Source organism: Bradyrhizobium sp. URHC0002 (genome assembly GCF_054059515.1).
Window position 1 is genome coordinate 13,560 of record NZ_JBSSCF010000001.1, and the last position, 24,990, is coordinate 38,549.

The 24,990-nt window shown below is 62.3% G+C and carries 21 protein-coding genes and 1 pseudogene; 10 read left to right on the forward strand and 12 right to left on the reverse strand.

Annotation, left to right across the window (positions count from 1 at the left end):
- Positions 1–8: 8 nt before the first annotated feature.
- From ACVWVY_RS00065 to ACVWVY_RS00075, 3 genes are read right to left on the reverse strand one after another with little or no spacing between them, the layout of a single operon-like run.
- Complete coding sequence (locus ACVWVY_RS00065) at positions 9–740, reverse strand: amino acid ABC transporter ATP-binding protein (RefSeq protein ID WP_456624492.1); 732 nt, start codon at positions 738–740, stop codon at positions 9–11.
- Positions 737–1,390 carry an amino acid ABC transporter permease gene (locus ACVWVY_RS00070; RefSeq protein ID WP_456624493.1) on the reverse strand — a complete coding sequence of 218 codons (654 nt, stop codon included), beginning with the start codon at positions 1,388–1,390 and terminating at the stop codon, positions 737–739. Before ACVWVY_RS00070 ends, ACVWVY_RS00065 begins: the two co-directional genes overlap by 4 nt.
- 57 nt (positions 1,391–1,447) lie before the next feature.
- Complete coding sequence (locus ACVWVY_RS00075) at positions 1,448–2,218, reverse strand: ABC transporter substrate-binding protein (RefSeq protein ID WP_456624494.1); 771 nt, start codon at positions 2,216–2,218, stop codon at positions 1,448–1,450.
- 152 nt (positions 2,219–2,370) lie between these two features.
- Here ACVWVY_RS00075 and ACVWVY_RS00080 point away from each other — a divergent pair, with 152 nt between their 5' ends.
- From ACVWVY_RS00080 to ACVWVY_RS00090, 3 genes are all read left to right on the forward strand, one after another.
- On the forward strand, positions 2,371–3,054 hold the full coding sequence (locus tag ACVWVY_RS00080; protein WP_456624495.1) for a cupin domain-containing protein: 684 nt from the start codon (positions 2,371–2,373) through the stop codon (positions 3,052–3,054).
- 20 nt (positions 3,055–3,074) lie between these two features.
- Positions 3,075–5,375, forward strand: coding sequence for a molybdopterin guanine dinucleotide-containing S/N-oxide reductase (locus ACVWVY_RS00085; RefSeq protein ID WP_456624496.1), 2,301 nt, complete (start codon positions 3,075–3,077; stop codon positions 5,373–5,375).
- Positions 5,376–5,607: 232 nt separating this feature from the next.
- Complete coding sequence (locus tag ACVWVY_RS00090) at positions 5,608–5,889, forward strand: hypothetical protein (RefSeq protein WP_456624497.1); 282 nt, start codon at positions 5,608–5,610, stop codon at positions 5,887–5,889.
- A gap of 99 nt (positions 5,890–5,988) precedes the next feature.
- On the opposite strand, the gene ACVWVY_RS00095 is transcribed toward ACVWVY_RS00090, so the two are convergent.
- From ACVWVY_RS00095 to ACVWVY_RS00105, 3 genes are all read right to left on the reverse strand, one after another.
- Entirely contained in the window at positions 5,989–7,443 is a 1,455-nt protein-coding gene (locus ACVWVY_RS00095; protein WP_456624498.1) for a serine hydrolase domain-containing protein, read from the reverse strand.
- Positions 7,444–7,528: 85 nt separating this feature from the next.
- Positions 7,529–8,794 carry a D-amino acid dehydrogenase gene (locus ACVWVY_RS00100; protein ID WP_456624499.1) on the reverse strand — a complete coding sequence of 422 codons (1,266 nt, stop codon included), beginning with the start codon at positions 8,792–8,794 and terminating at the stop codon, positions 7,529–7,531.
- Positions 8,795–8,857: 63 nt separating this feature from the next.
- On the reverse strand, positions 8,858–10,186 hold the full coding sequence (locus ACVWVY_RS00105) for an aminotransferase class III-fold pyridoxal phosphate-dependent enzyme (protein WP_456624500.1): 1,329 nt from the start codon (positions 10,184–10,186) through the stop codon (positions 8,858–8,860).
- 152 nt (positions 10,187–10,338) lie between these two features.
- Between ACVWVY_RS00105 and ACVWVY_RS00110 the strand changes: the two genes are divergently transcribed.
- Together ACVWVY_RS00110 and ACVWVY_RS00115 are read left to right on the forward strand one after the other, a co-directional pair.
- Positions 10,339–10,887 (forward strand): cupin domain-containing protein, encoded by a 549-nt coding sequence (locus tag ACVWVY_RS00110; protein ID WP_214492342.1) that lies wholly within the window; start codon positions 10,339–10,341, stop codon positions 10,885–10,887.
- Positions 10,888–11,096: 209 nt separating this feature from the next.
- The gene (locus ACVWVY_RS00115; RefSeq protein ID WP_456624501.1) at positions 11,097–11,555 is read left to right on the forward strand and encodes a YHS domain-containing (seleno)protein; all 459 of its coding nucleotides are present in this window, start codon (positions 11,097–11,099) and stop codon (positions 11,553–11,555) included.
- Here ACVWVY_RS00115 and ACVWVY_RS00120 read toward each other — a convergent pair.
- Positions 11,552–13,456 carry a winged helix-turn-helix domain-containing protein gene (locus ACVWVY_RS00120; protein ID WP_456624502.1) on the reverse strand — a complete coding sequence of 635 codons (1,905 nt, stop codon included), beginning with the start codon at positions 13,454–13,456 and terminating at the stop codon, positions 11,552–11,554. The two genes, ACVWVY_RS00115 and ACVWVY_RS00120, sit on opposite strands and share 4 nt — an antisense overlap.
- 231 nt (positions 13,457–13,687) lie before the next feature.
- On the opposite strand from ACVWVY_RS00120, the gene ACVWVY_RS00125 reads away from it, so the two are divergent.
- The gene (locus tag ACVWVY_RS00125; protein WP_456624503.1) at positions 13,688–14,563 is read left to right on the forward strand and encodes a 3-keto-5-aminohexanoate cleavage protein; all 876 of its coding nucleotides are present in this window, start codon (positions 13,688–13,690) and stop codon (positions 14,561–14,563) included.
- 125 nt (positions 14,564–14,688) lie between these two features.
- Here the strand turns inward: ACVWVY_RS00125 and ACVWVY_RS00130 are convergent, their stop codons facing one another.
- Positions 14,689–16,245, reverse strand: a complete 1,557-nt coding sequence (locus ACVWVY_RS00130) for a winged helix-turn-helix domain-containing tetratricopeptide repeat protein (RefSeq protein ID WP_456624504.1) — start codon at positions 16,243–16,245, stop codon at positions 14,689–14,691.
- Between the two features lie 147 nt (positions 16,246–16,392).
- Between ACVWVY_RS00130 and ACVWVY_RS00135 the strand changes: the two genes are divergently transcribed.
- Positions 16,393–16,641, forward strand: a complete 249-nt coding sequence (locus ACVWVY_RS00135; RefSeq protein ID WP_456624505.1) for a DUF1127 domain-containing protein — start codon at positions 16,393–16,395, stop codon at positions 16,639–16,641.
- A gap of 258 nt (positions 16,642–16,899) precedes the next feature.
- Here the strand turns inward: ACVWVY_RS00135 and ACVWVY_RS00140 are convergent, their stop codons facing one another.
- The 3 genes and pseudogenes from ACVWVY_RS00140 to ACVWVY_RS00150 all read right to left on the reverse strand — a co-directional run bounded on the left by ACVWVY_RS00140 (position 16,900) and on the right by ACVWVY_RS00150 (position 21,708).
- Positions 16,900–19,578 carry a trypsin-like peptidase domain-containing protein gene (locus ACVWVY_RS00140; protein WP_456632051.1) on the reverse strand — a complete coding sequence of 893 codons (2,679 nt, stop codon included), beginning with the start codon at positions 19,576–19,578 and terminating at the stop codon, positions 16,900–16,902.
- Positions 19,579–19,704: 126 nt separating this feature from the next.
- Positions 19,705–20,754: pseudogene (locus tag ACVWVY_RS00145) on the reverse strand (DUF2272 domain-containing protein); the annotation flags it as partial.
- A 342-nt stretch (positions 20,755–21,096) separates the two neighbouring features.
- On the reverse strand, positions 21,097–21,708 hold the full coding sequence (locus ACVWVY_RS00150) for a TetR/AcrR family transcriptional regulator (RefSeq protein ID WP_456624506.1): 612 nt from the start codon (positions 21,706–21,708) through the stop codon (positions 21,097–21,099).
- 114 nt (positions 21,709–21,822) lie between these two features.
- Here ACVWVY_RS00150 and ACVWVY_RS00155 point away from each other — a divergent pair, with 114 nt between their 5' ends.
- Genes ACVWVY_RS00155 through ACVWVY_RS00165 form a run of 3 tightly spaced genes read left to right on the forward strand, consistent with a single transcriptional unit; the run spans position 21,823 to position 23,935 of the window.
- Positions 21,823–22,311 carry a tautomerase family protein gene (locus ACVWVY_RS00155; RefSeq protein ID WP_456624507.1) on the forward strand — a complete coding sequence of 163 codons (489 nt, stop codon included), beginning with the start codon at positions 21,823–21,825 and terminating at the stop codon, positions 22,309–22,311.
- Between the two features lie 51 nt (positions 22,312–22,362).
- Entirely contained in the window at positions 22,363–23,142 is a 780-nt protein-coding gene (locus tag ACVWVY_RS00160; RefSeq protein WP_456624508.1) for a crotonase/enoyl-CoA hydratase family protein, read from the forward strand.
- A 7-nt stretch (positions 23,143–23,149) separates the two neighbouring features.
- A complete protein-coding gene (locus tag ACVWVY_RS00165; protein ID WP_456624509.1) occupies positions 23,150–23,935 on the forward strand; it encodes a 2-keto-4-pentenoate hydratase in 786 nt (261 codons plus the stop codon).
- A 78-nt stretch (positions 23,936–24,013) separates the two neighbouring features.
- Here ACVWVY_RS00165 and ACVWVY_RS00170 read toward each other — a convergent pair whose 3' ends face one another.
- Entirely contained in the window at positions 24,014–24,940 is a 927-nt protein-coding gene (locus ACVWVY_RS00170) for a LysR family transcriptional regulator (protein WP_456624510.1), read from the reverse strand.
- Positions 24,941–24,990: the final 50 nt, after the last annotated feature.

The window sequence follows — 24,990 nt, forward strand, 5'->3', positions numbered from 1 at the left end:
CCGGATACTTACAGAGGATGCAGCACGCGCCGCAAGAAGTCCTGCGTGCGCGCATGCTGCGGCTGGTTGAGGACGGACTTCGCCGCCCCCTGCTCGACGATCACGCCGCCGTCGATGAACAGCACGCGATCGGCGACGTCCTTGGCAAATCCCATTTCATGGGTGACGACGACCATGGTCATGCCGTCATCGGCGAGCTTGCGCATCACACCCAAAACGTCGCCGACCAGTTCGGGATCGAGCGCCGAGGTCGGCTCGTCGAACAAGATCGCCTTCGGCTGCATGGCGAGCGCGCGGGCAATCGCAACCCGCTGCTGCTGCCCGCCGGAGAGTTGCGGCGGATGGACGTCGGCCTTGTCGGCGAGCCCGACTTGCGCCAGCAACGCGCGACCGCGCTCCCGCGCCTCGGCCGCCGGCTCCTTCTTCACGTAAAGCGGGCCTTCGATGACGTTCTCGAGCGCAGTGCGGTGCGGGAACAGGTTGAAGCGCTGAAACACCATCGACACCTGCGTCCGGATCGAAACGATCGAGCGGGCGTTGCGATCGACGCGGGCGCCCTCGATGCGGATGTCGCCGCGATCGTAGCTTTCGAGCCCGTTGATGCAGCGGAGAATGGTCGACTTGCCGGAACCCGAGGGGCCGATGATGCAAACGACCTCGCTCTTCGCAATCGACGCGGAGATTCCCTTGAGCACCTCGACCTTGCCAAAGCTCTTGTGGACGTCATCGAGTTCGATCATTTCCGGTTCGCCTTCTTCTCGAAATGCCGAACCAGCAGGATGAGCGGAATGCTCATGGTAAGATACATCAGCGCCACCAGGGTGAACACGCTGGTGTTCTTAAAGGTGGAGGAAGCAATCAACTTGCCCTGCAGCGCGAGCTCGGCAACCGTGATCGTCGAGGCCTGCGAAGAATCCTTCAGTAGCATGATCATGATGTTGCCGTAGGGCGGCAGCACGATCCTTACCGCCTGCGGCAGCACCACCCGGCGCATGGTGAGCCACCAGCCCATGCCGATGGTCTGAGCCGCCTCGATCTGTCCCTTGTCGATCGCCTCGATGCCGGCGCGGAAATTTTCCGACTGATAGGCGGAATAAGCAATGCCGAGCCCCAGGATCGAGGCCTGCAGCGCCGTCAGCGCGATGCCGAAATCCGGCATGACGAAATACAGATAGAACAGCAGCACGATGATCGGGATGCCGCGGATCACGTTGATCAGGCCGGCACTCAGGCCGGCGAGCACGCCTATGCCGGACACCCGCATCAGCGCCCAGAACAGCCCGAGCACGGTCGACAACGCCAGCGAGCCGATTGTGACGACGATCGTCAGCCAGACGCCCTGCAGCAGGATCGGGAAGAACTCGACGGCGTCGCTGAAAAACTTCTGCATCGGCTCAGATCAGGGTTGCGTCCTGCCAAGGGAATGTTTGCGTCGCGCTTCTGGACATCAGGAGGCGTCAGCCTTCTGTCCCCATTTCTCGAGGATCTTGGCGATGGTGCCGTTTGACTTGAGCTTGGCGAGCGAGGTGTTGATCTTGGCCAGCAACTCGGTGTCGCTCTTGCGGATGCCGATCGCCACGGTGCCAACGGTGACGGGCTTGTAGGAATCAACCAGACGCACCTCGGCGAAATTGCCCTGCTTGAGATTGTAGGCGAGGATCGGATAGTCGGCGAAGCCGGCCTTGAGGCGACCCGCATTCACATCGCGCAAGATGTCGGGAATGGTGTCGTAAACCTTGACCTCGCTGAACAATCCCGTCTTCTTCAGTGCATCGACGAAGGCCGTTCCGACCTGGGCGCCCACGGTCTCGCCCTTGAGGTCTTCCTGCGAGGCGTAATTCTTGGCGTCGGTCTTTGGCACCACGAGCCCCTCGCCATAGGTGTAGACAGCGTCGGAGAAGTCGATCACCTCTTTCCGCGCGGCAGTTGCGAACATCGCGGCCGAGATGATGTCGATCTTGTTCGAGGTCAGCGACGGCACGAGCGCGGAGAACTGCATCGGCTCGATCTGGACCTGGAAGCCGGCGTCCTTGCCGATCTCGGTGATGAGATCGACCATGATGCCCTGAATGCTGTTGGTCTTGGTGTCGAGGAAGGTGAAGGGCACGCCGGTCGGCGTCGAGCCCACTTTCAGAGCCTTTTGCGCGGATGCCGGCATCGCACCAGCGGCGACAACAAGGGCCGCCATCGCGGCCTGGACGAGACGTTTGAGAGCCATGGCACCACCTCCTGGATCGAACTTCGCCCCCGCGTTAGACCAAAGAGTTGCGGGAAACGCCGTTCCGGCCTATTTTCACCATTATGAAATTGTGGTCACACTTGCCGCGGCATTGCAAGCGATTTTCATGCACATGAAGGAAGCAGGCTGACGTGAGCGGTGGCAGAAGAATCAAGAAGCCGGCGGGCAAAACCAAGGCAAGGGCCGCGGCAAAGACGGCGCGCAGGCCGAAGGCGAAGGCTGCCACCAGGCCGGCCGAGCCCGCGATGGACCTTGCGGTCGGCCGGCGCATTCGCGACCTGCGCCGTGAACACAAACTGTCGCTGGAGACAATTGCGGCGAAGACCGATCTGTCGATCGGCTTCCTCAGCCAGATCGAGCGCGGGCTGTCGTCGCCTTCGCTGCGCGTGCTCGCCACACTCGCCGACGTGCTCGGTGTCGGCATTGCCGCGCTGTTCGGCTCAAAGCCGAGCGACGATCCCGCTTCCGGCGGCGTGGTGACGCGGCAGTTGCAGCGCGCCGAACTGAAACTGTGGCGCACCGGCATATCAAAACAATTGCTGAGCCCGGCGGGAACGGAGAACCGCCTCAACCTGTTTCTTGTGCACCTGGAGCCCGGCGGCAACACCGGCGACGAGCTCTATACGCATGATGGCGAGGAAGCGGGACTGGTGCTGGAAGGCGAGATGACGCTCACGGTGGACGCCGAGACCTGGTCGCTCAAGACGGGCGACAGTTTTCGCTTCGCCAGCCGCAGGCCACACCGCTTTTCAAATCCGGCGGAAGATGCGAAAGCGGTCGTGCTATGGGTGAATTGCGTGACGCAGGCGTCATGAACGAGCGTCTGGGAAGAGAAATGGATCAGGCCCGAGAGGATTGGAGCCCGCACAGCGCGCATTGGGGCGCCTTCTCGGCACGATGGAACGGCGCGACGCTGGATATCAGGCCCCACGAGGACGATCCTGCGCCCTCCTCGATCTTGCAGAACTTCACCACGGCGATGCGCCACAAGGCCCGCATCCTGCGGCCGATGGTGCGCAAGGCATGGCTGGAGGACCGGGAAGCACGCAGCGCGCGCAGCTTCGACCAGAAATTCGTCGCGTGCCCCTGGGACGAGGTGCTCGATTTGCTTGCGAATGAATTGTCGCGGATCCGGACCGATTATGGCGCCGCCGCGGTCTTCGGCGGCTCCTATGGCTGGTCCAGCGCCGGACGTTTCCACCACGCGCAGAGCCAGGTCCATCGCTTTCTGAACACGGCGTTCGGCGGCTACATACGCTCGGTGAACAGCTACAGCGCGGGCGCCTCGGCCGCGATCCTGCCGCACGTGATGGGCGGCTACGAGGCCGTCTCGCGCCACAACGTGACGTGGGATCAGGTCGCCGAACATACCGATACGGTGCTGGCCTTTGGCGGCATGGCGCTGAAGAATTCGGATGTCGCAAGCGGCGGCATCAGCCGGCACATCGAGCGCGATGCGATGGAGAAGGCCGCGCGCCGGGGCGCGATATTCTACGGCATCGCACCCTTGCGCGACGACATGCCGGAAGCAGCCGGCGCCCGGTGGCTGCCGATCAAGGTCGGCACCGACGTGGCGCTGATGCTGGCGCTGGCGCATACGCTGCTCGTCGAAAACCTGTGGGACAGCGCCTTTGTCGCGCGCTGTTGCACCGGCTTCGACATCTTCGAACGCTATCTGCTCGGCCGCGACGACGATACGTCAAAGGACGCGTCGTGGGCGGCCGATATCACTGGCATTCCCGCTGCCGAGATCGTCGGCCTCGCCCGCCGATTGCCGCGCGGGCGCACCTTGATCACGGTCTCGCACTCATTGCAGCGGGCGCAGTATGGCGAGCAGCCGGTGTGGATGGGCGCGGTGCTCGCGGCGATGCTCGGCCAGATCGGCCTGCCCGGCGGCGGATACAATTACGCGCTCGGCGCCCTCGGACACACCGGTCGCCGGCCCAACGCCGTTCCCATTCCGACCCTGCCGCAGGGCAAGAACGCCGTCAGCGACTTCATTCCGGTGGCACGCGTCAGCGACATGCTCCTCAATCCGGGGAAGCCGTTCGAATACAACGGCCGCTCGATGCAATACCCCGATATCAAGCTGGTCTATTGGGCGGGCGGCAACCCGTTCCACCATCACCAGGACATCAACCGGCTGCGGCGGGCCTTCAATGTCCCGCAAACCATTGTCGTGCACGAGAGCGCCTGGACGCCGATGGCAAAATTCGCCGACATCGTGCTGCCCGCGACCATGACGCTGGAGCGCGACGACATCGGCGCCGCCGGCACCGATCCAAGGCTGGTCGCGATGCGCAGGGCGGTGGAGCCGGTCGGCGAAGCGCGCGACGATTTCGATATTTTTGCCGCGCTGTCGCAGCGAATGGGCGTCGAACAGGCCTTTACGGAAGGACGCGACAGCAGGCAATGGCTGGCCCATCTTTACGAGCCGACGCGGCGCGCGCTGGCCGATGCCGGCTGGGATGCGCCTGACTTCGACGAGTTCTGGCGGCGCGGCGAACTCGCGCTGCCGTCAGCTCCCGATGACGGCGGCTTTCTGCGCGCCTTCCGCGACGATCCCGTCAAGAACAAGCTGCCGACGCCGAGCGGCAAGATCGAGATTCATTCGAAAGCCATCGCAGGCTTCGGTTACGACGATTGCCCGCCCCACCCGGCCTGGCTGCCATCGACCGAACCGCCTGACTCGCGCCACCCGTTGACGCTGATCGCCAACCAGCCCGCGACGCGGCTGCACAGCCAGCTCGATTTCGGTGCCTACAGCCAGTCCAAAAAAATCGCCGGCCGCGAGGCCGTCCGTCTCAACCCCGCTGATGCGGCCCACCGCGGCATCGCCGATGGCGACGTCGTCCGCCTGTTCAACGATCGCGGCGCGTGCCTTGCCGCCGCCGCCGTTACAGACGACGTCATGCCCGGCGTAGTGCAATTGTCCACCGGCGCCTGGTACGATCCGCAAGCAGGCTCAGCGGAACATCCGCTCTGCGTCCACGGCAATCCGAACGTGCTCACCCGCGACATCGGCACCTCGCGGCTCGCGCAAGGCTGCTGCGGTCAGGTGACGGTGGTCGAGTGCGAGAAATATCGGGAATCGGTGCCGCCCATCCGCGCGTTTGATCCTCCCGATCAAGGGTGATGCAGAAGCAGCGACGACACTCCGGATCCCGGCGCCGGGAACATCGTGAACGAATTTAGACATACCCGAACGAAATCGAAAATCCGAACTTAGGATTGTCGATTCAGACGCCGTCAATCCCTGCGGTCTAGGCTTCCCGAAGTTCGTATGAGCATATCAGGAGCCGAGCATGCCGAACCGAGGGAAGCACGGGAAAGCACGAGCCGCTGCCGCCGAAGCCCGAGAAGATATCATGAGCTCGGCGGCCTTGAGCGCCATGAGTGCGGGCGCCGTCAATGCCATGGCGGCGGTAGGCGCCGCCGTCATCAAGCTCCACAAGGGGATGGTGGACAAGGAGCCGGAATGGTTCTGGAACCTGTTCGCGAAGTGCGAGGCCAAGGCCGCACGCATCGCCGAACAGGCCGCGCACACACCGCGCTCTAATGGCGACGCCACATTCATTGAGGTCTACGCCAGGACCTTGCCGGAGCTGGTGAAGAAGGCGCTAAGCACCCGCGAGCAAGCCGTGCACTGAATGAAACTCGCAACTCGCGCGTCTCGCGGCCCCTTGCCAATTGTGGTGGACTTGCAGTGGGTCGAACCGCGATGCCAGCAGTCGCAATGACGGAGCCGCCTACTCCGCCACCGTATCGAATCGCATCAGGTCATCTGCGTCGAAGAACTGGAGTCTTCCCTGGTTCGCGACAACCGCAAAGCAGAACTCCCGCGCGCGGGGTTCGTTCAGCGTCCGGCAATAGCGGCCGCGATCGTCGATCCCCCATTTTCCGCTCGAGCGCTCCCGGCGCTCGGCGCCGGCGAGGATCGAGAGCGTACCGTCTGCGCGAATTTGCCAGGCGTAGCCGACGAGCGACTGTGCGACCGAGAGCGTCTTCCCGGCGAGCGCGGCCTTCAGCGCATCCCCTTCGAGGCGCGTACCCACCGCATGCGCCAGCGTGATGTCCGGCCCGACGTCTTTGTCGCCCGCCGCTGACAGCACCAGCCAGAGCAGCCGTGCCATCTGCTGAAACGTCGGCTCCTTGCGTTGCGACGCCGGGATATCGCTGTTGATGCGGTGAACGATGACGAGATCGTACGCGGGGATCACGAAGGCATACTGCCCCTCGGCCCCCATCGCCTCGAACGTTCCCGGCGGCACCTTGACCGTCGGCGCACCCGTGTTGTGCAGAAACCCGATCCACCACATGTAGCCATAGCCGAGGCCCGGCCCGAGATCGGCATAGGCGTCGGAGTAGGACTGCGTGCTCTCGCGAACCCATGCGCTGGGGATGAGCTGGCGGTCCTTCCAGCGCCCGCCGTGGAGATAGAGCAGCGCAAAGCGCGCGAGATCGCGCGCGCTCATGCGAATGGGATAGGCGGCGTGATCGGACGCGGCGCCCCTGACATATTCGCCGTCACCCGGTTGATAATCCTGCATGCCGATCGGGGCTGCGATCTTCTCGTCAAACGCCGTGAAGATGGATTGTCCCACCGCACGCTCGTAGATCGTGCCGAGCGCGTTGAAATCCCAGTTGTTGTAGTACCAGAAGGTCCCGGGCGGATGGCTGCCGCGCGGCGGGCGCCGCCTGGCCATGCCAGGGGATTCATAGAGCGCGGCGTGGAAGATGCCCGAGCGCGCTTTCAGCAGATCGGCGACGGTGGCAGCCTTCTCGGCCTCGGTCAGGATCGGGGCATTGTCGTCGATGCCGAGGCCGCCGATGCTGGCCTTGAGATCGATCTTGCGCTCGTCGACCGCGATCCCGATCAAGGCGCTGAGCAGGCTCTTGCGCACCGAATGCAGGTTCGACTTGACCGCGGTATCGCCCCACTCAGCGACGACGCGGCCGTGCTGAACGATCATGACGGCCGAGGCCGGCTCGACCTTCAGTGACCAGGCTTTTGCTTCCGCGAGCTTTTCGGCCGACCATCCGGCCGCCTCCGGCGTCGTGGTTTCAAAGGCTGCGCCGGGAAAGTTGTCGACGGTCGCCGACGGCTCCGCTTGCGCCGCGGTAATGCCTAAACTGATGCAAAGGCAGAGAAACGCAACGACGAAAATCCGGTGACTTACCCGGCCTGCAGGATCGTACCCCATTGCCCCACCCCGTCACACGCACTGATTGTATGCGAGGATAGCAGAAGACGCTTCGCAGCGGAAGTTACGGCAAGTTTAGTTGGGTTCACCCAAACCGATGATCGTACCGGCTCACGTTAAGTTCGCTCACGTCGATGTCCGGCTTCCGCCCGGACATCAGATCGGCCAGCACCCTCCCCGACCCGCAGGCCATGGTCCAGCCGAGCGTGCCGTGACCGGTGTTGAGATGAAGGTTGCTGTAACGCGTCGCGCCAATAATCGGCGGTCCATCCGGCGTCATCGGGCGCAGGCCGCACCAGAACGTCGCCTTTCTCAAGTCGCCGCCGCGCGGAAACATGTCGGTCAGGGAATGGTCGAGCGTCGCTCGCCGCGCCGCATCTAGCCTGTCCGAATAGCCCGAGATTTCCGCGGTGCCGCCGACGCGGATGCGGTCGCCAAGGCGCGTGATCGCGACCTTGTAGCTCTCGTCCATCACGGTGGACACCGGCGCACCAGCCACGTCGATGACGGGGACCGTGATCGAATAACCCTTCACCGGATAGACCGGCACGGAAATGCCGATCGGCTTGAGCATCCGCGGCGACCAGCTGCCGAGCGCCGCGACATAGGCATCCGCCTGCAACAGCCCCGCGCTGGTGATGACGCCGGTGATCTTGTCGCCTTCCGCGACCAGCCGCTCGATGCCGGTGTTGAACTTGAACTGCACGCCGAGCTTTGCAGCTTCCCTGGCGAGCGCCTGCGTAAACATGTGGCAATCGCCGGTCTCGTCCTGCGGCAAGCGAAGCCCGCCGACGAACTCGGCCTTCGCGGTGGCAAGCCCGGGCTCGGCGGCAATGCAACCGGCAGGATCGAGCACCTCGTAAGGCACGCCATATTGCTTGAGCACCGCGATATCCCCGCCGGTGCTGTCGAGCTGTTTCTGCTTGCGGAAGAGCTGCAGCGTGCCCTGGCTGCGCTCGTCATATTTGATTCCGATCTCGGTGCGCAGCGCGCGCAGACAATCGCGGCTGTATTCGGCGATCGGGATCATCCGGCTTTTGTTGATGGCGTAGCGCTCTTCCGTGCAGTTGCGCAGCATCTTCAGCCCCCAGATCCACATCACAGGATCGAGCTTGGGCCAGATCACCAGCGGGCCGTGCCGCATCAACAGCCACTTGATGGCCTTGACCGGCACGCCGGGGCCGGCCCAGGGCGAGGAATAGCCGGGCGAGACCTCCCCGGCATTGGCGAAACTGGTTTCCTGCGCAGGTTCGGCCTGGCGGTCGACGACCGTTACCTCATGGCCGGCGCGCGCCAGATAATAGGCTGTCGTGACGCCGATGACGCCACTGCCGAGAACGATGACTTTCACGATCCCTCACGCATCCGCCGCGGCAACGTTGCCGCGGCTTCTGTCTTTCCTTGCGAGCAAGGATCAGGCCACACGCTTGATCGCGTCGCCGAGAATCGAGACGATGTCGTCGATATGGCTCTTCTCGACAATCAAGGGCGGCGACAACGCAAAGGAATCGCCGCTCATGCGCAAATAGAGCCCGCGATTGAAGCAGTCGACCATGACGTCATAGCCACGCGTGCCGACGCCGTCCTTGCGCGGCGCGACTTCGACCGCGCCCATCAGGCCGCAATTGCGGATGTCGACCACGTTCGGCAAGCCTTTCAGCGAATGCAGCGCATCGCGCCAGTATTCGGCCATCGACGCGCCGCGCGTCAAAAGCCCCTCGTCCTTGTAGATGTCGAGCGTCGCAAGGCCCGCCGCGCAGGCGACCGGATGCGCCGAATAGGTGTAGCCGTGGAACAGCTCGATGGTGCCCTCGGGCCCGTTCATCAGCCCGTCGTGGATCTTGCGGCTGGCGAACACCGCGCCGCAGGGAACGGTGCCGTTGGTGATGCCCTTGGCGGTCGTCATCATGTCCGGCGTGACGCCGAAATAGTCCGCCGCGAACGGCGCGCCGAGGCGGCCGAAGCCGGTGATCACCTCGTCGAAGATCAAGAGGATGCCGTGCTTGTCGGCGATTTCGCGCAGGCGCTTCAGATAGCCCTTGGGCGGCGGCAGCACCGCGGTCGAGCCCGGCACCGGTTCGACGATGACGGCGGCGATGGTGTCGGCGCCATGCAACGCCACCATCCGCTCGAGATCGTCGGCGAGTTCGGCGCCATGCTCCGGCTGATCCTTCGCAAACGCGTTGCGCGCGAGATCATGGGTGTGACGGATGTGATCGACGCCAGGCAGATGGGTCGCGAAGGCGCGGCGGTTCGCCACCATGCCGCCGACCGACATCCCGCCAAAACCGACGCCGTGATAGCCGCGCTCGCGGCCGATCAGGCGCGTCCGCGTGCCCTGTCCAATGGCGCGCTGATAGGCGAGCGCGATCTTCAGCGCGGTGTCGACCGATTCAGAGCCGGAGTTGGTGAAGAAGATGCGGTCGAGACCCTTGGGCGCGATCTCGGCGAGCCGCTCGGCGAAATCGAACGCCAGCGGATGGCCCATGTTGAACGAGGGCGCGAAGTCGAGGTTCGTCAACTGCCGCTCGACGGCAGTCGCGATCTGGCGGCGGCCATGGCCGGCATTGACGCACCAGAGGCCGGCCGAGCCGTCGATCACCTTGCGGCCGTCGACGGTGGTGTAGTGCATGCCCTCGGCGGAAGCGAACAGCCGCGGCGCCTTCTTGAACTGCCGGTTGGCCGTAAACGGCATCCAGAACGAGTCGGTTTGCAGGGTGTTCGGCTTCTGATGAAGGGTCACGGGTAGCTCCTGTGCTGGCAGCTCAAGGTACCAGCGGGCCACGCTCGGGAAGCCACAACAAGTCCTTTTCTTCGGTCCCGCAACCCATTGATTTTACTAGGGACATTGGGGCATATTTGTTCGATCCGAAACACTTGCAACAGGGATTTTCGATGAGTGTCGATATCGGCGGGCGACTCCGTTTCGTTCGCGCCCGCCACAAGCTGTCCCAGCGCGAGCTCGCCAAGCGTTCCGGCGTGACCAATTCGACGATCTCCTTGATCGAATCGAACCAGATGAACCCTAGCGTCGGCGCGCTCAAGCGCATCCTCGACGGCCTGCCGATGGGGCTCGCCGAATTCTTCGCGATCGAGCCGGAGCGGCCGCGCAAGGCGTTCTATCGCGCCGACGAACTGACCGAGATCGGCAAGAAGCCGATCTCCTTCCGCCAGGTCGGCGACAATCTGTTCGGCCGGAGCCTGCAAATCCTCAAGGAACGCTACGAGCCAGGCAGCGACACCGGCCGGGTGCCGCTGACCCATGACGGCGAGGAAGGTGGCATCGTGGTCTCGGGCCGGCTGGAGGTGACCGTGGACGACGAGCGCCGTATCCTCGACCCCGGCGACGCCTATTATTTCGAAAGCCGCAGGCCGCATCGGTTTCGTTGCGTCGGGGGTAAACCGTGTGAAGTGATAAGTGCATGCACGCCACCGACGTTCTGAGGAAGCAAATCAGCTTGAACCCGGCTCGGTGGCCAGGGATCTGCCGCTGCACAGGCAGGATTGCTCCCAGGAAACCGCGTGATTGGCAGATTTCGGGGTTTTTTCGTCGCTCTTTCGTTACTTGGCGCCCTTCTCCATGGCTTGTGGTCGGGACTGCCGGACATCATGCTTGTGTCCAGACGAGATCCTTGCAAACTCAGGAGACCGCCATGCATAAATTATCCCGGCGTGCCACCCTCCGCCTGGGCCTGGTCATCGCTCTTCCGCTGGTCGTGCCAACCTCCTCTCTCGCAACGGATCTGCCGCTTGCCATCCAGGGCTACGACCCCGTCGCCTATTTCAGCGACGGCAAGCCCACCCGCGGGACGCCAGAATTCGAGTATCAATGGGATGAACACACCTATCGATTTGCGAGCGCCCAAAATCGCGAGCTATTTAAAGCTGACCCTGTCCGCTACGCTCCGCAATTCGGCAATTACTGCGCCATGGCGCTAGCGCTGGGCAAGATCATTAAGGCCGATCCGGAGAATTGGCTGATCAGCGACAACAAGCTCTATCTCTTCGGCTCGCCCGCACCGAAGGGACCTGAGCTTTTCCAGAAGGATCTCACCGGCAATATCGTCCATGCACACCAGAACAGGCCGATCCTTCCCAAGGACTCGAACTAACGCGGTGCAGTTTGCTCTGTCATCAAGCCTGCTTTGCGCAATCCATCACGCAAACGGCCCAGATCGCCGGCGCGTAGGAACTTGGTTCCAAATTCCTTCGCGTCAAAGGTTGGATCCAACCGATGGATGATGGTCACTGTACGGACGGCATCGTCCAAATGACCGAGTTCGGCGTGGGCCGCTGCGAGAATGACCCGACTGAAATTTGCACCCGAAGTCTTGCGAAGATTGAGCTCGGCCTGCTCGATCGCGGAGTCGTATCGTCCTTTCAAATAGTAGGCAAGGCTAAGGGCGAAGCGATCGCTCGGAGCGAGGTCTGGATCGATCCGCTGGGCAAACTCCAGCGCCGCGATGGCAGGATCAGTTTGTCCTGACCACAGGAGGATGGTACCGCGGCCGGCGATCCCGCGTGCGTCGCTGGGGTTGATCTCTATTGCCCGATCCATTTCGGTCCTGGCCTGATCGTACCGCTGATAGAAGGTGTGGATGTGGCCAAGCACCACACGGGCTCGCACATCGGCGTCATCCAGGCTCAGGGCTTTGTTCGCCATTTCCTCCGCACGCGCAAGGAATTCAGCGGGAACCTCGGCCCACCCCATCGATGCCGCGATGAAGTAGGTCTCCGCCAATGAGGAATAGGCGGCGGAGTAGCGTGGATCGGCTTCGATGGCGCGTCTCAGCAGTGCTCGTGCCTGCACGATCTTGCTGCGCTCAGGCTGCAGCAGTGCGGGTCTGGCGCGCAACACGTAGTCATACGCTTCGAGACTGCCTGTCGGCTTGGCGAAGGTCCGGCTCAATTCCACTTGCATCACGAGGCTGGCCAACTTCCCCGCAATCTGGGTTGCTATGGCATCATGCAGGGCAAAGACGTCCGACAGAGCCTCATCGAAACTTGCGGACCACAACACCTGGCCGTTTGCATCGACGAGCTGCGTGTTTGCGTGAACCCGGTTACCGATCTGGCGGACATTTCCTTCAACCTGATAGCGCACGGCAAGCTTGCGGGCGATTTCGCCTGGACTGTCGGGCTTTGTCTTGTAAGGCAACACGGCATTCCATGACATCACCGTCAGCCCGCGGAATCGGCCCAGCGCATGGATAACGTCCTGCGTCAATCCGTCGGCAAAATACTCTCGGGATGCATCGTCGCTCTGATTGACGAGAGGCAGTATGGCGATGGCGGGCTTTGCGCCTGCTTCCTCCGTTTTCGGCGATCGGGTATCCGCTCCCAGATCCCGGCCAGAGCGATCGGTCAGGAGGACTGTCGCAAAAATCAGAACCGCGAGTCCAAGTCCGACGGCCAGTGCCCGGCGCCAATCGCCTCTAAAGATTGATATCAGCGCTTTCGGCGCGTTGGGCATCCTGAAGGCCGGGATGCCATCGTCCCTTGAAGCCGCGGCCGTGCCATCACCGACCGGCGTTGGATTGGCAGACGACTCGGTGAACACAATCGATTCGAACCGATAGCCCCGCCGGGGTATCGTCTTGATCAGCCGCTGACCATCATTGGTAAGTGCCCGCCGCAATTCGCCGACACTTTGGACCAACACATCATCCGTGACGGCAATGTTCGGCCAAACCGCAGCGAACAGATCCTCCTTCGACACAAGTCGGCCGGGATTTTCGACGAGGAAACGCAACACGGCCAAGGTCTTTGGCCGCAGAACTATTTCGCTGTCGTCAAGAAGCAGACAACCACGCTCGAAATCCAGGACGTAGCGATCGAATCGCAATCGCTTTGCACCTGATTCGGAATGGTTGTGCTCGATTGGCGTCATCACACAGTCGCCATCGGAGAAACGCCGGATAATGCCGTCGTCGCACGGAGCGTCCAAGATCACGGGAGCTCCCATCATCAGAAGCTTATCAGCTGGCCGGCCGCAGTCCAACTCGAACAGCATGGCTGCAAGTAGCCATGCTTTGTGCCTGCACACGGGGCACACCTCCGCCTCGGCTGGAGTGATACGGGCTTGGCCATGGCCCTAAGCCCGGCGGTCCGGCATTTGGCCTCCAGTCCGGGTCATTTGCGGGCTTCCGCCAGAGCTCGAAGCTGCATCTGCCTGGCCGAAAAAAATCAGCTATCGTTCGTCCATATGTCCCATGGGAAGGCCCAAATTTTAGGAGAGTACAGCATGCGCAAAGTCTGGATCGAGGCGGCGCTGAACGGCCCATGGAGCCGCAAGTTTCAACCGGGCATTCCCGATACGGTTGAAGCGATCATCGCCGAGGGCGTCGCCTGCGCGCGCGCCGGCGCCACCATCATTCACACCCACGCCTATGACGGCGGCGGCCCGCAGACCCACGATTGGCAGGTGTATGCGCGCATCATCGAAGGAATTCGCAATCAGGTGGACGTTCCCGTCTATCCCTCCTACCCGGCATTCACGACGGACGGGGATGCCGGTCTTGCAGACGTATCCGCTCGCTATTCCCATATCGAAGCGCTTGTCGAACGCGGCCTGATCGAATTCGCACTCATCGACCCCGGCAGCGTCAATTTCACCCTGACAACAACGACATCGGCCGCAAAGCCAGCCGGCACCTACATGAACCCGGAAGACCATGTCCGGTATGTACTCGACTTTGCCGCACGGCATGGGCTCCACCCTGATTTCGCAATCTACGAGCCCGGCTTTATGCGTGCCGGAGCAGTGCTGGCCCGCGCGGCCGGCACCAGGACTCCTGTCTACCGATTCATGTTCTGCAACCAGGTCGCGGTCGGCTTTCCGCCAAAGCCGTATGCGCTATCGGCTTATTTGTCGCTGCTGGAGGAGGAAGCGCCCGGCGCGCCCTGGATGATCGCCGGCGTCAGCGCCGATATCCGTCCCCTGATCAGCGAGACGGTCAGGCGCGGCGGCCATGTTCGCGTCGGCCTCGAAGATGCGCCGCTCGGCACGAAGGCGAGCAACCTCGAGCTGGTTGAAGAGGCGGTCAGGATGGTGGGCGAGTACAGCGGCGAGCCGGCCTCTCCGGCCGAGATGCGGCAGGCGCTCGCCGCGGCCGGCTGATAATCCGTTCATCCGGCGATCCCAAGCAAAACGCGGGACCGCCCGGCAGGTGCAAAGCGGACTTTGGTGCGCCCGAAACGGATATCAGGAACCAGCAGTCCCCCTTTGGAGCATGCGCATCACGATTAATCGGGAAGGCCCGCATCGCGGAGACCCCTGGCGAAGGTGGCGAAGTCCTCCTCCCGACGAAACAAATTTCTCAGATTGGTGGCGCGCAAATCAGGATCAAATTCGAGCGCTCGTGATATCGCTCGTTGTGCCGGGTCAAGTTGCCCCGCGACCGCCTTGCTCGCCGCGGACACGTATGTGGCCAGCAGGAAAGTCGGATTGAAGCGTAGAGAGCTTTCGGCGCATGACGACGCCTTGTCATAGCGGCCCGCGAGAAAATGGGCATAGGCCATGGCCCCGTGCATGGCGTACGTGGAAGGATCGAGCGGGCTCAAGCGCATGGCACGCGCGGCGTGCTCAAGTGCCAGGTCCGGCTCACCTCGCCAAACTCTCAACCACGCACTGAGGATCCAACTTCGCCCCAAGTTAGGATTTACGGCAAGTCCCCGGTCCATATATGCCGCCGCGTCGTCGAACTCACGGGCTATCAAGGCGAGTGCATATCCACCCATACACAGCGCAATAGGGTCATCCTCCCCCAGCAGCACCGCCTTCCGAGCCAGCCGTACAGCTTCCGCACTTTCCTGAATGCGTTCGTCCATCCAACCACGCGCTTTCCGCCGCACGTAGCACCACGCAGCCATGCCATAGGCGCAGGCCAGGCCATGATCGAGCTCGATTGCCTTGCAAAAGAGCCGGAGTGCTTCGGCGTTCGCGTCCCTGGTCCACCGACCAGCGCTGGCCAGCCCACGCAGATAATAGTCGTATGCGTCCAGATTTTCTGTTGGTTTGCGTTTTGCCCGCTTGATTTCCTCACGCTGCAGCTTTGGTGCGATTGCACCGACCACGCTGGAAGTCACATGGTCCTGTAGATCAAACACATCCTCGAGCGCACCATCAAAGTGGCCGGCCCACAGATGTGCACCAGTTTCGGCATCAATAAGCTGCCCCGCGATGCGCAGGCGATTTCCTGCCTTGCGCACGCTGCCTTCGAGTACGTAGCGCACCCCAAGCTCGCGCCCGACGTGCCTCACGTCTACACTTCGGCCCTTGTAGGTGAAGCTCGAATTGCGCGCGATCACAAAGAGCCAGTGAAAGCGCGACAGCGCCATCGTGATGTCCTCCACGACGCCGTCGGCAAAATACTCCTGCTCCGGATCTACGCTCAGGTTGACGAAGGGGAGGACGGCGACTGAAGGTCTGGTGGGCAGCGTCAGAGCGCCCTTCGGCGGTTCTGCCCAGGTGTCAGGCGCTGCGCTGCCTCGCTCTTCCTGTACCTGCCCGACAAAACGGAAGCCCTTCCGCGCCATTGTCTTGAGGAGGCGCTGCTCTTCGCCGGAATCGCCGATCGCATTCCGGGCGGCGTTCAGGCGGGTCGTCAACGCAGCATCAGATACAATGCGTCCATTCCAAACGGCAGCAATGAGGTCGTCTTTGCTGACGACGCGCTCCCTGTTTCGAATCAAGTAATCGAGCAGGTCAAAAGCCTGCGGTGCGATCGACACCGCATCCGCCTCGCGGTGCAGTTCACGCTTTTCAGTGTCAAGCGTGTAATTCTCGAAGAGATAGCGCAAGTTGCCATTCCTTCCGGGCCACCTCTAACGCTCCCGCAGCACGAAGAATAAGCTGCCGGTAAGGGAAATGTAAGCCACCAGTTAAGCGCGCCGCCGCGCCTTGCGGCAACTTTGTCTGGTCAGGAAGTCCAGACAGGACACACCGCAATGAGCACAATTCAAGGGACCACCGAACTGAGACCGGCAACCACGAAGCGACAGGTCTACAGTCCTCTCGAAACATATTGGGAAACATGTTGGAATGCATTTCAGGCGTGGCGCAAACGCGAGAAGCGGCGGAGCGAGCTGTGTCGCCTGACGGACAGCGAGCTCGCGGACATTGGGATCACGCGCGGCGAGATTGACTACGTCGCCTCAAACCGCTCAATCTCGCCAGACCCGCTCCGTTGGGTCTGACATCGGCACTCGAATGTGATGCATCTCGGCCTACTTCGCCAGCGCGCCCGAAAGCATCAGCTCCGGCTGCTGCCTGACATCTTCGAGCGGCTGGATGCTGCGCGCGGCCCGATCGCTCCGGCGTCTGCCGCCACAGGGCGATGAAGGCGCGGCGCCCGCTGACGTTATGCAGCCAGGTTCGCTCAGCTCATTGCGAACCTGGCGTACCAGCATGCAGTCGGTCTCTCTCCGCTCCTCGGGCGCCTCTTAGCCTTCAGACTAAATTGGCGCGAGACTCGCTGTCCGTTCACGGGGGCTGCCCTGCAGCAGGCGTGCGATCTCGCTATCAACATCCTTCCCCGTCGCATCGTCCGTGACGCTGGGTCCCTCCAAAGCTATCCGTACCAGCACCGGTCGGTGATCGGAGAGCTTTCGAGCGTAATTGTCGACCGACTTTTCCTTTGCGACGATGAAATAGGAGTCATCGCCGGCCCGGTGGGCGAGGTTAGGCGACAGGAAGATATGATCGATCAGCGACTTCGGCGATTTGATGTAGCTGAACGCTCCCGACTGCTCGTCCTGCGCCGAGAGCGGCACAAAATCGGCTTGAAGCAGTGAACCGAAGTCATCGGCCGCGAGTTCGGAATTGAAGTCGCCCCCGAGCACCCAGTCGCTGCTCTTGTGATACTTCTCCGTCATGGTCTTGACGGCGTGGGCCAGCAGCCGCGAGGCGAGCTTGCGGCGCTTGCTGCCCTCCTGCATGGCCTTGAGGTGGAGCGGCACGACGTAGAATTCGAACGGCGCGCCACCGCGCTTCAACGAGAATCGGAACAGCCCCGGATAGCGATCGAAGATCTTGCCCTCAACGGCCTCGAGACCCAGATCGTCCGTGCTGCGCAGGTGCCACAGTCGCTCGATATCCTCCGGCCATTCTTCGCGGGTGCCGCTGACGGTCTTGCTCTTCCAGATTACCGCAGTCGATTGCTTGTTCTCGTTCGCGTCAGGCTCGGACAAGGCGTAGCTGTACTTCTCGCCGAAGCGAACGTCCAATTCGTTCACCAACGCCGTGATCGCAGCCGGCGAGACCTCTTCCAGCCCCCAGATGTCGAGCCCGAGGTCGACAATGAGGAATGCCGCCAACCGCAGCTTTTCCGGATCGTCATATCGGTTGGCAAGCCATTCGATATTCCAGAAGCCGATATCGATGTCGTTTTCGGACCCCTTGTAGACGTCGACGACACGTTCGACGCCACTGGTGTCACGTGGAATATTTCGGGTGCGGCCGAGGCTTCCAAAGAATCCTGTCATGGTGTCAGAACCCTGGACCGCATCCAGAACTCGCTGGGCCATCGCGCCGTCCGGCCCGGGCGCGCGAGCCTCAAGGTCGGTGACAATCGCGGCGATCTTTATGCCCTCGTTCAAGACGTCAGTTGCGCCGCCACCTGGCAGTTGGGCCGGATCATTTGTACTGGCGTGATGCAGGGCGATCAGGCGCCCCTGCCGGTTGAATACCGGTGATCCGGATGATCCAGGCATGGTGTCAGTCGTATAGCGCACCACACTTGTCGTAATCCGCAGCACATCGTTCTCGTCGAGCGAAACACGGCGGCCTCGTCCACTGGGATGGTGGATGATGAAAGCTCGCTCGCGTTCGGCTACCGAGAATGATGCTCTTGTCATTGCTATCGAGCCGAAGGTCGGTTCGGCCTCGTCCTCGATCCAAACGAAAGTGTAGTCCAGACCGACTCCAGCAACCGGACTGGTAATAAACAGCTTGGCTGGATCGAGACGATAGCGTCGGGCGCTCGGGCCACTCGGCTCCTGGATCCCCGTTGCCAGCTCAGCTGCGGAAACCTCGAAAGTGAAGTCCACTGCAGCCCGACCCGCAACATCGGTCGAGTTCAGCACATGATGGTTCGTCAGGAGAATGTTCTTGGCCACCAGGAATCCGGTTCCTGACCAGGATCCACTTCGGCCTCTAAAATCCGTTCCGGAGGTGGAGATCTTGCCTACGGCACGGCGTTGCGTTGCCAAGGCCTCCAGAAAGACTGAAGGAAGCGACGTGTCGGCGCCAATTGCGACCTCGAAGTCTACGTTGTTACGAAAGGCGCGAATGCCCGCAAGCATTTGTGCCGGATTGTCGATTGGACTCTGATCGCCGATGTCATGGAACGACGGGCTTTCCGGAGGAGCGGTGTCGATGAACGGAATGTTCAGGCCGACATCAATTTCATCGCTGGTGGTCGTCTCCGCCTCCGCGCCGGAGGCCTCAGCTGGCATCGCCGGCGCAAGGATCGCGGACTCCGGCAATCGCATAAATGAAAGTGCTATTTGCCTCGCCTTGTTCCAGCGATTGACCAGGCCTCTCCAGAAGATACTGGTCTCGTCGCGCCTGAGGCGCTCGTACGACTCGCGGGCCGCGCGCAATCTGTCGAGCATCTGGCGCGGTTGCGATTCTGCGGTTCGCGCCGCGGCGAGCGTAATCGGGCCCACATCACGGTCCGTGGGCACCCCAACCGCCCGCTGCAACACCCAGGCGGCCCCACCGGGTCCTCGGTTGAACATCGTATCGCGGAGGTAAAATTCGATCCCGGCGTTCTGCGTCCAGTTCGAGGCCTTGTCCGTATAGCTCGCGATGAACTCGGCCGCGCGCAATTCCGCCTCTGCATGCCGGCCGTGCCGTATCAGTTCGACCAGTTCATCGCAGACGGCCTTGTGATAGCGCTCGTTTATGCCGGCGACCTCGTATCGGCCGCCGCCGTCGCCAGGCGGAAGATTATAGACAGCCAGGCGTCCCTGCGCGTCCCGGCGTGCCTCGAAGTTGACGATGGCCTTTGCCATCTCCACACCTTGGGAGGTGCTGGTGGATTCAAGCCGGCCCTGCTCTGCAACACTCTGCACGGCGAAGGTGATCTCTTCTTCGGTGCCGACCCCATTCGATGCGAGCCAGCCTTGCACCGCGGCCTTCTGCACGCCGCAGGACAGTCCGGCGCCTCCACCGAAGTCCTTGAAGAGATCGCCGCAACAGTCGGTTGGTTTTACGCAGACGTGCGGGATTACGTTCGAAGCCGGAATGCCGTGGGTATGCATCAGGAAGCGGATGAGCGCGATCGACGTCGCCGACTGCGCTGGGGTAATCTTGTCGCCGAGCCGGGCAACGTGCTCGATACCGATGGACCGCGCATTCATCCCGGAGTTGCCGGCGTGCCAGGCGCGCTCGCTATCAGGCACCATCTGCACAAGGACGCCATCCTGTCCGACGATATAGTGCGCGGAAACGCGCGGTGTGCCGTTCTTGAAATGCGAAATGGTGCCGCTGATGTTGCGCGACGTGGTGTAGTGAACCACGATATGGTCGATCGGCGTTCCGTTGCGGCTGGATTTGTGGGTCGTCGCCTCCTGCCGCGTCGGGGGTTTCTCCGGCGCGGCCTCGATCATCGCTTGCTCAGGCTCGCCGCCGGCATCGCAGGCCAGCCGTTCTTCGGCCAGGAAGATTGCGGCGGTTTCCGCGCTGATCTTCTCGGCGAACTCCTGGTGCGCGGGAGTTTCAACCTTGAGGTCCTCGATCACTGAAATGTAGGGATTGCTTTCCGATTGCTGGATGCGTCCGTCCGCTCCCAGCGGTACGCGCTGGCGGCGAATCGAATTGCCCTCGTTCCCGCCAATCGTGATCGCAAACTTCGCGCCGTTGCGCTCGACCAGGTCGACGACGATCGCGCTGTGCGATTGATAGTTGGAGCGGGTCCGGGCCTGCTTGTAGGTGATCCTGCCACCATTGCGATTGCGATGGACGATATCGCCAATCTTTGGTGCATAGGCATCCACAGGACGTGCACGAAATACCCCGCTCTCGGCGTCGGCATTGGCGATCGCCGCCTTGACGAATACCGCGTGGGCCGGGTTGAACTTGAACTCCCCAGGCGTAGCGCCGGCAGCTTTGACACACCACGAGATGAAAGTCGCAGACCAGGGAAACTCCTCGACATTGTCCGGTCGCGGGATTCCAATCTGCTCGCAATAAAAGCCGATGCGCGACAACAACGGCTCGTCAGTTTCGTCCAGTTCGTGAAAGGCATCAAATTCGGCCGAAGCGATAGCTACCAATTTTTGAACATACGGTGATGCTGTTGACATGCTTTATCCTCCCAACAAACGAAAAAGCGTCAAACACTGGTGTAGGGGGCTCGCTCCACTGTCCCTGTTCTTGAGGTAGGAACAGCAATCCTCGTTGCGATGGTGATCTCACCGACCTGGATGGCAATCCTGGGGATGTCCGCACGCATGGTGCGTCTCCTGCGCAATTGAACATAGCCCGCGTCTAGGCGTGTATGTCGTGGCTAATGCAATACTGCAAAATTAATTCAAGGAAGGCTGTGAAGCAGTTCACTATATCGCAGAAGTTGCTGCGACAAAATTACTACCTCAACTATATGTCAGATGTGTTGACTTGGTCGCACGCTTGGGATGCGGCTGACCTCACTTCCCCAGCGCGCTCGAAAGCACCAGTTCGAGTTCCTGCCTGACGTCATCAAGCGGCTGGATGCCACGCGCGGCACGGCACATCGCGACCGTGCCTTCCAGCGACGCGATAACCAGTGCCGCGAGCCGCCGGGCGCGCGCGACAGTAACGCCCTCGCGCCGCATCGCCACGATCATGATGGCTTGCCAGTCGGAAAACACGCCTTCAGCCAGATCGAGCAGGCGCTTTTGCGCCGCTTCGTCGGGCACGCCGTCTTTCTCGGTCGCGTCGTTGACATACTGCTCGACCGCGACCGCAAGCACCGGACAGCCGGCCTGGAATTTCGATCGCTCCAGCGTCTGCCGCCACAGGGCGATAAAGGCGCGGAGGCCGCTGATCGCACCATGCTCCTGCGTCAGATGTTTGAGCGGTCCGCTGACCTGCCTGCCTGCAAAGACAAGCGCGTCCTCGATCAGTTGCTGCTTGCCGCGCGGAAAATGATGGCCGATCGAGCCGCGCGGCGTACCGGTATGGCGGACCACGTCGCGCATGCTGGTGGCATTGACGCCACGCCGGCTCATCAGGTCGGCGGCGCCTGCCACCATCTTGGCGCGGGTATTGGACGACATCGGAACTCCCCTTCGAGTCGCGCCATTGTAGAATATGACGCTTGACATAGCCAGCCTGGTCTGGATTATGCCATCCGTCATAGTCGGGCGCGTGAGCGGCAGGGAGGATGCACGATGACCGTTATCTATGTGATGACCCCGCAAGGGCGCCTGAATGCCGATCAGCGGCGCGTCCTGGCGAGGACGCTGACGGATGCCGTGCTGGTTCCGGAGGTCGGCAAACTCGCGCCCGAGGCGCGCCGCGGCTATCAGGTGCATTTTACCGAGCGGCCGCTCGACATGATCGCGCACGGCGGCGAACTGCTTTCGGACAAGCCAAGCGACGTCATGGTGATCGATGTCGTCGCGATGGACTGCTGCTGGACGCGCGAGGATCGCGCCACTGTCATCCGCAACATCCATGCGGCGCTCGCTGACGCCTGCGGGATGAAGGCCCCGTCGCCGGGCTGGTGGATCAATTTCCGCATCATCGAGGAAGGCAGCTGGGGCTCGCGCGGCGGCGTGCTATCATTCCTCGACCTGCTCGAACACGGTGCATCGCACTTTTCGCCGGAACGCACTGCCGCGATCCGCACCGCGCTCGCCGTCAAATACGAGCGCTAGCTGATACGCGCCATCGCACCGTCGTTCCAGAGCATACCGAGAGGAAACACCATGAGCGCCGAAGGAAAAATCCGCACCGAAACCCATGATCGCATTTTCAAAATCATCATCGACAACCCCGCCAAGAAGAACGCGTTCTCGCCGGCCATGATGGAGCAATTGTCGGACGCGCTGACCGAGCTTCACGACAACGATAGCCTTTGGGTCGGCGTGATCTGCGCCGAAGGCAAGGATTTCACCGCCGGCCTCGACATGCCGAAATTCTTCGGCCCTAACGCCGAGAAGCGAAACTTCAAGGAAGGCAATGTCGACGCATTCGGTCTGCAGAAGCGCTGCAAGAAGCCGATCGTCACCGCCGTGCAGGGCATTGTGTTCACCATCGGCATCGAACTGATGCTGGCGGGCGACATCGTCGTCGCGGCCGATGACAGCAGGTTTTGCCAGATGGAATCCAAGCGCGGCATCGCGCCGTTCGGCGGCGCGCATTTCCGCTTCCTGTCGCGCACCGGCTGGGGCAATGCGATGTATCATTTGTTGCTGTGCGATGAATTCACCGCATCGCGTGCCCGCGAGATCGGCCTGGTTCAGGAGGTGGTGCCGGCGGGCCAGCAGGTCGAGCGCGCAATGGCGCTTGCAGCCATCATTGCGCGCAATGCGCCGCTTGGCATTCAGGTGACCAAGGAGGCTGCCGCGAAATATGTTGAGTACGGCGAGAAGGCCGCCATCGCCTATATTCCCACCGTACGCGAACGCGTGCTGAACAGCGCCGACGCGCGCGAGGGTATTCAATCCTTCATCGAGCGGCGCGCCGCGGTGTTTCAGGGGCGTTGAGGCGAACATGAAATCGATCTCCGGAAAACAGAAAGAACTGGCGAACCTGCTCGTGCAGGCGCGGCGCAACGTCAGCCAGTTCTCCCTGCCCGATGATCTCGTGCCGGATGCGGCTCCTGAAGCCTATGCCGTCAACCAGATGGTGGCGGAACGTCTCGGCTGGGAGCCGCTGGGCTGGAAGATCGCCGGCACGACGGACGCGGTGCGCGGCAAGCTGCAACTGGACGGACCGATCTACGGCCGGACCTTCCGCCGCTTTGCCTGCACGTCTCCGGTGCATTTCAAGGCCGCGGAGTTGCTCGACCCGCTGATCGAATGCGAGTTCTTCGTCACGCTCGCGCGCGACCTGCCGCCGAGAGACGAGCCCTGGACGTTTCCCGAAACCATCGCGGCGATCGCCGACGTTCATGCAGGCATCGAAGTGGCGGAATGCCGCTATCCGAGAAAGGCTTTGCCGCCGCTGCCCGGCATTCTCGCGGATGGCAGCGCCTCGGGGCGCTATGTATTTGGCGATCGCATCGAGACCTGGCGCGGGGGACTTGCGTCCATACCCGTGCGGCTTGAAGTCGACGGCGCGCTACGCCGGGAGGGCGTCGGCGCCGACGTCATGGGCGATCCGCTGCGGCCGCTGTGGTGGCTGGCCGAACAGCGCCGCCAATGGGGCGACGGGCTCCGCGCCGGAGAGACGATCTCTACCGGTTCGATGACCGGCATGCTGCCGATACGCGCTGGCCAGCATGTTCGCGCCCGCTTCGGCGATGCGGCGACCATCGAAATCACGATCGACCTCTGATCGCGCCACCAGACCCTTACGGCAAGGCGACAATCTCGGACGGATCGATCCGGCAGGCGCGGCGGACTGTTTCAATCCTTATCCGGTCAAAATCGATTTCAGTACGTCGCGCTGCTCGATGATGTAATCGAAGAACGCGGCAATGCGAGGCACGCGGCGGATGTCGGGATGCGTCAGCAGCCGCCAGCTTCGCGTCAGCTCCGGAACGGGACCGAGCACGCGGACCAGATCCGGCTCCGCATCGCCGAGCGCCGTCGGCAGCGGCCCTAACCCGGCGCCGGATTTCACCGCGGAGACCAGGCCAAGCACGCTGTTGTTGCGCACCGGCATCCTGGCCTCGGGTGCGACGTCCTTCAGCCATTTTGCGGCGCGGTGACCAGCCAGCGTCTCGTCGAAGCCGATGAGAAGATGTTGCGACAAGTCCTCGACGCGGCCGGGCTTGCCGTGGTGCTCGATGTAGTCACGACTGGCGTAAACCGCCCAGAGCGAATCCGCGATCTTGCGGCCGATCAGCTCGTCGTCGGTATCGCCGGAGCGGAAGGCGACATCCACCTCTCCCTTCGACAGGTCGAGATAACGGTCGCTGGTGATGAACTCGACGCGCAAATGCGGATGGCGGGCATGAAACCGATCGATCAGGCCCGACTGCGTCATGCGGATGACGATCGGCTCCGGACAGGTCACGCGGATCGCGCCCTTCATGTCCTGCTCGGTGTCGGTTGCCCGCCGCTGGAAATCCCCGACCGCAGCCTCGATGCGCTCGGCGAACGGCAGCAGCGTGGTGCCGTATTCGGTGAGGCGATAGCCGCTCGCAGCCCGCGTCACCAGCGCCTGCCCGATCCGGCGTTCGAGCTCTTCGAGCCGGCGATGCACGGTCGACTGGCTGGTGCCGAGCGCCTTGCCGGCTGCAATCGTGCTGCCGTGGCGCGCAACGGCGAGGAAATACTTCAAATCGTTCCAGTCGAACATGCGGCCATTATGCACTTTTGGAGCGGGTCCTAGCAATCTTGCGGCTCCCGCGGCGCGGCCCGGCTGGCTTAGGCTTTATGTCGAGC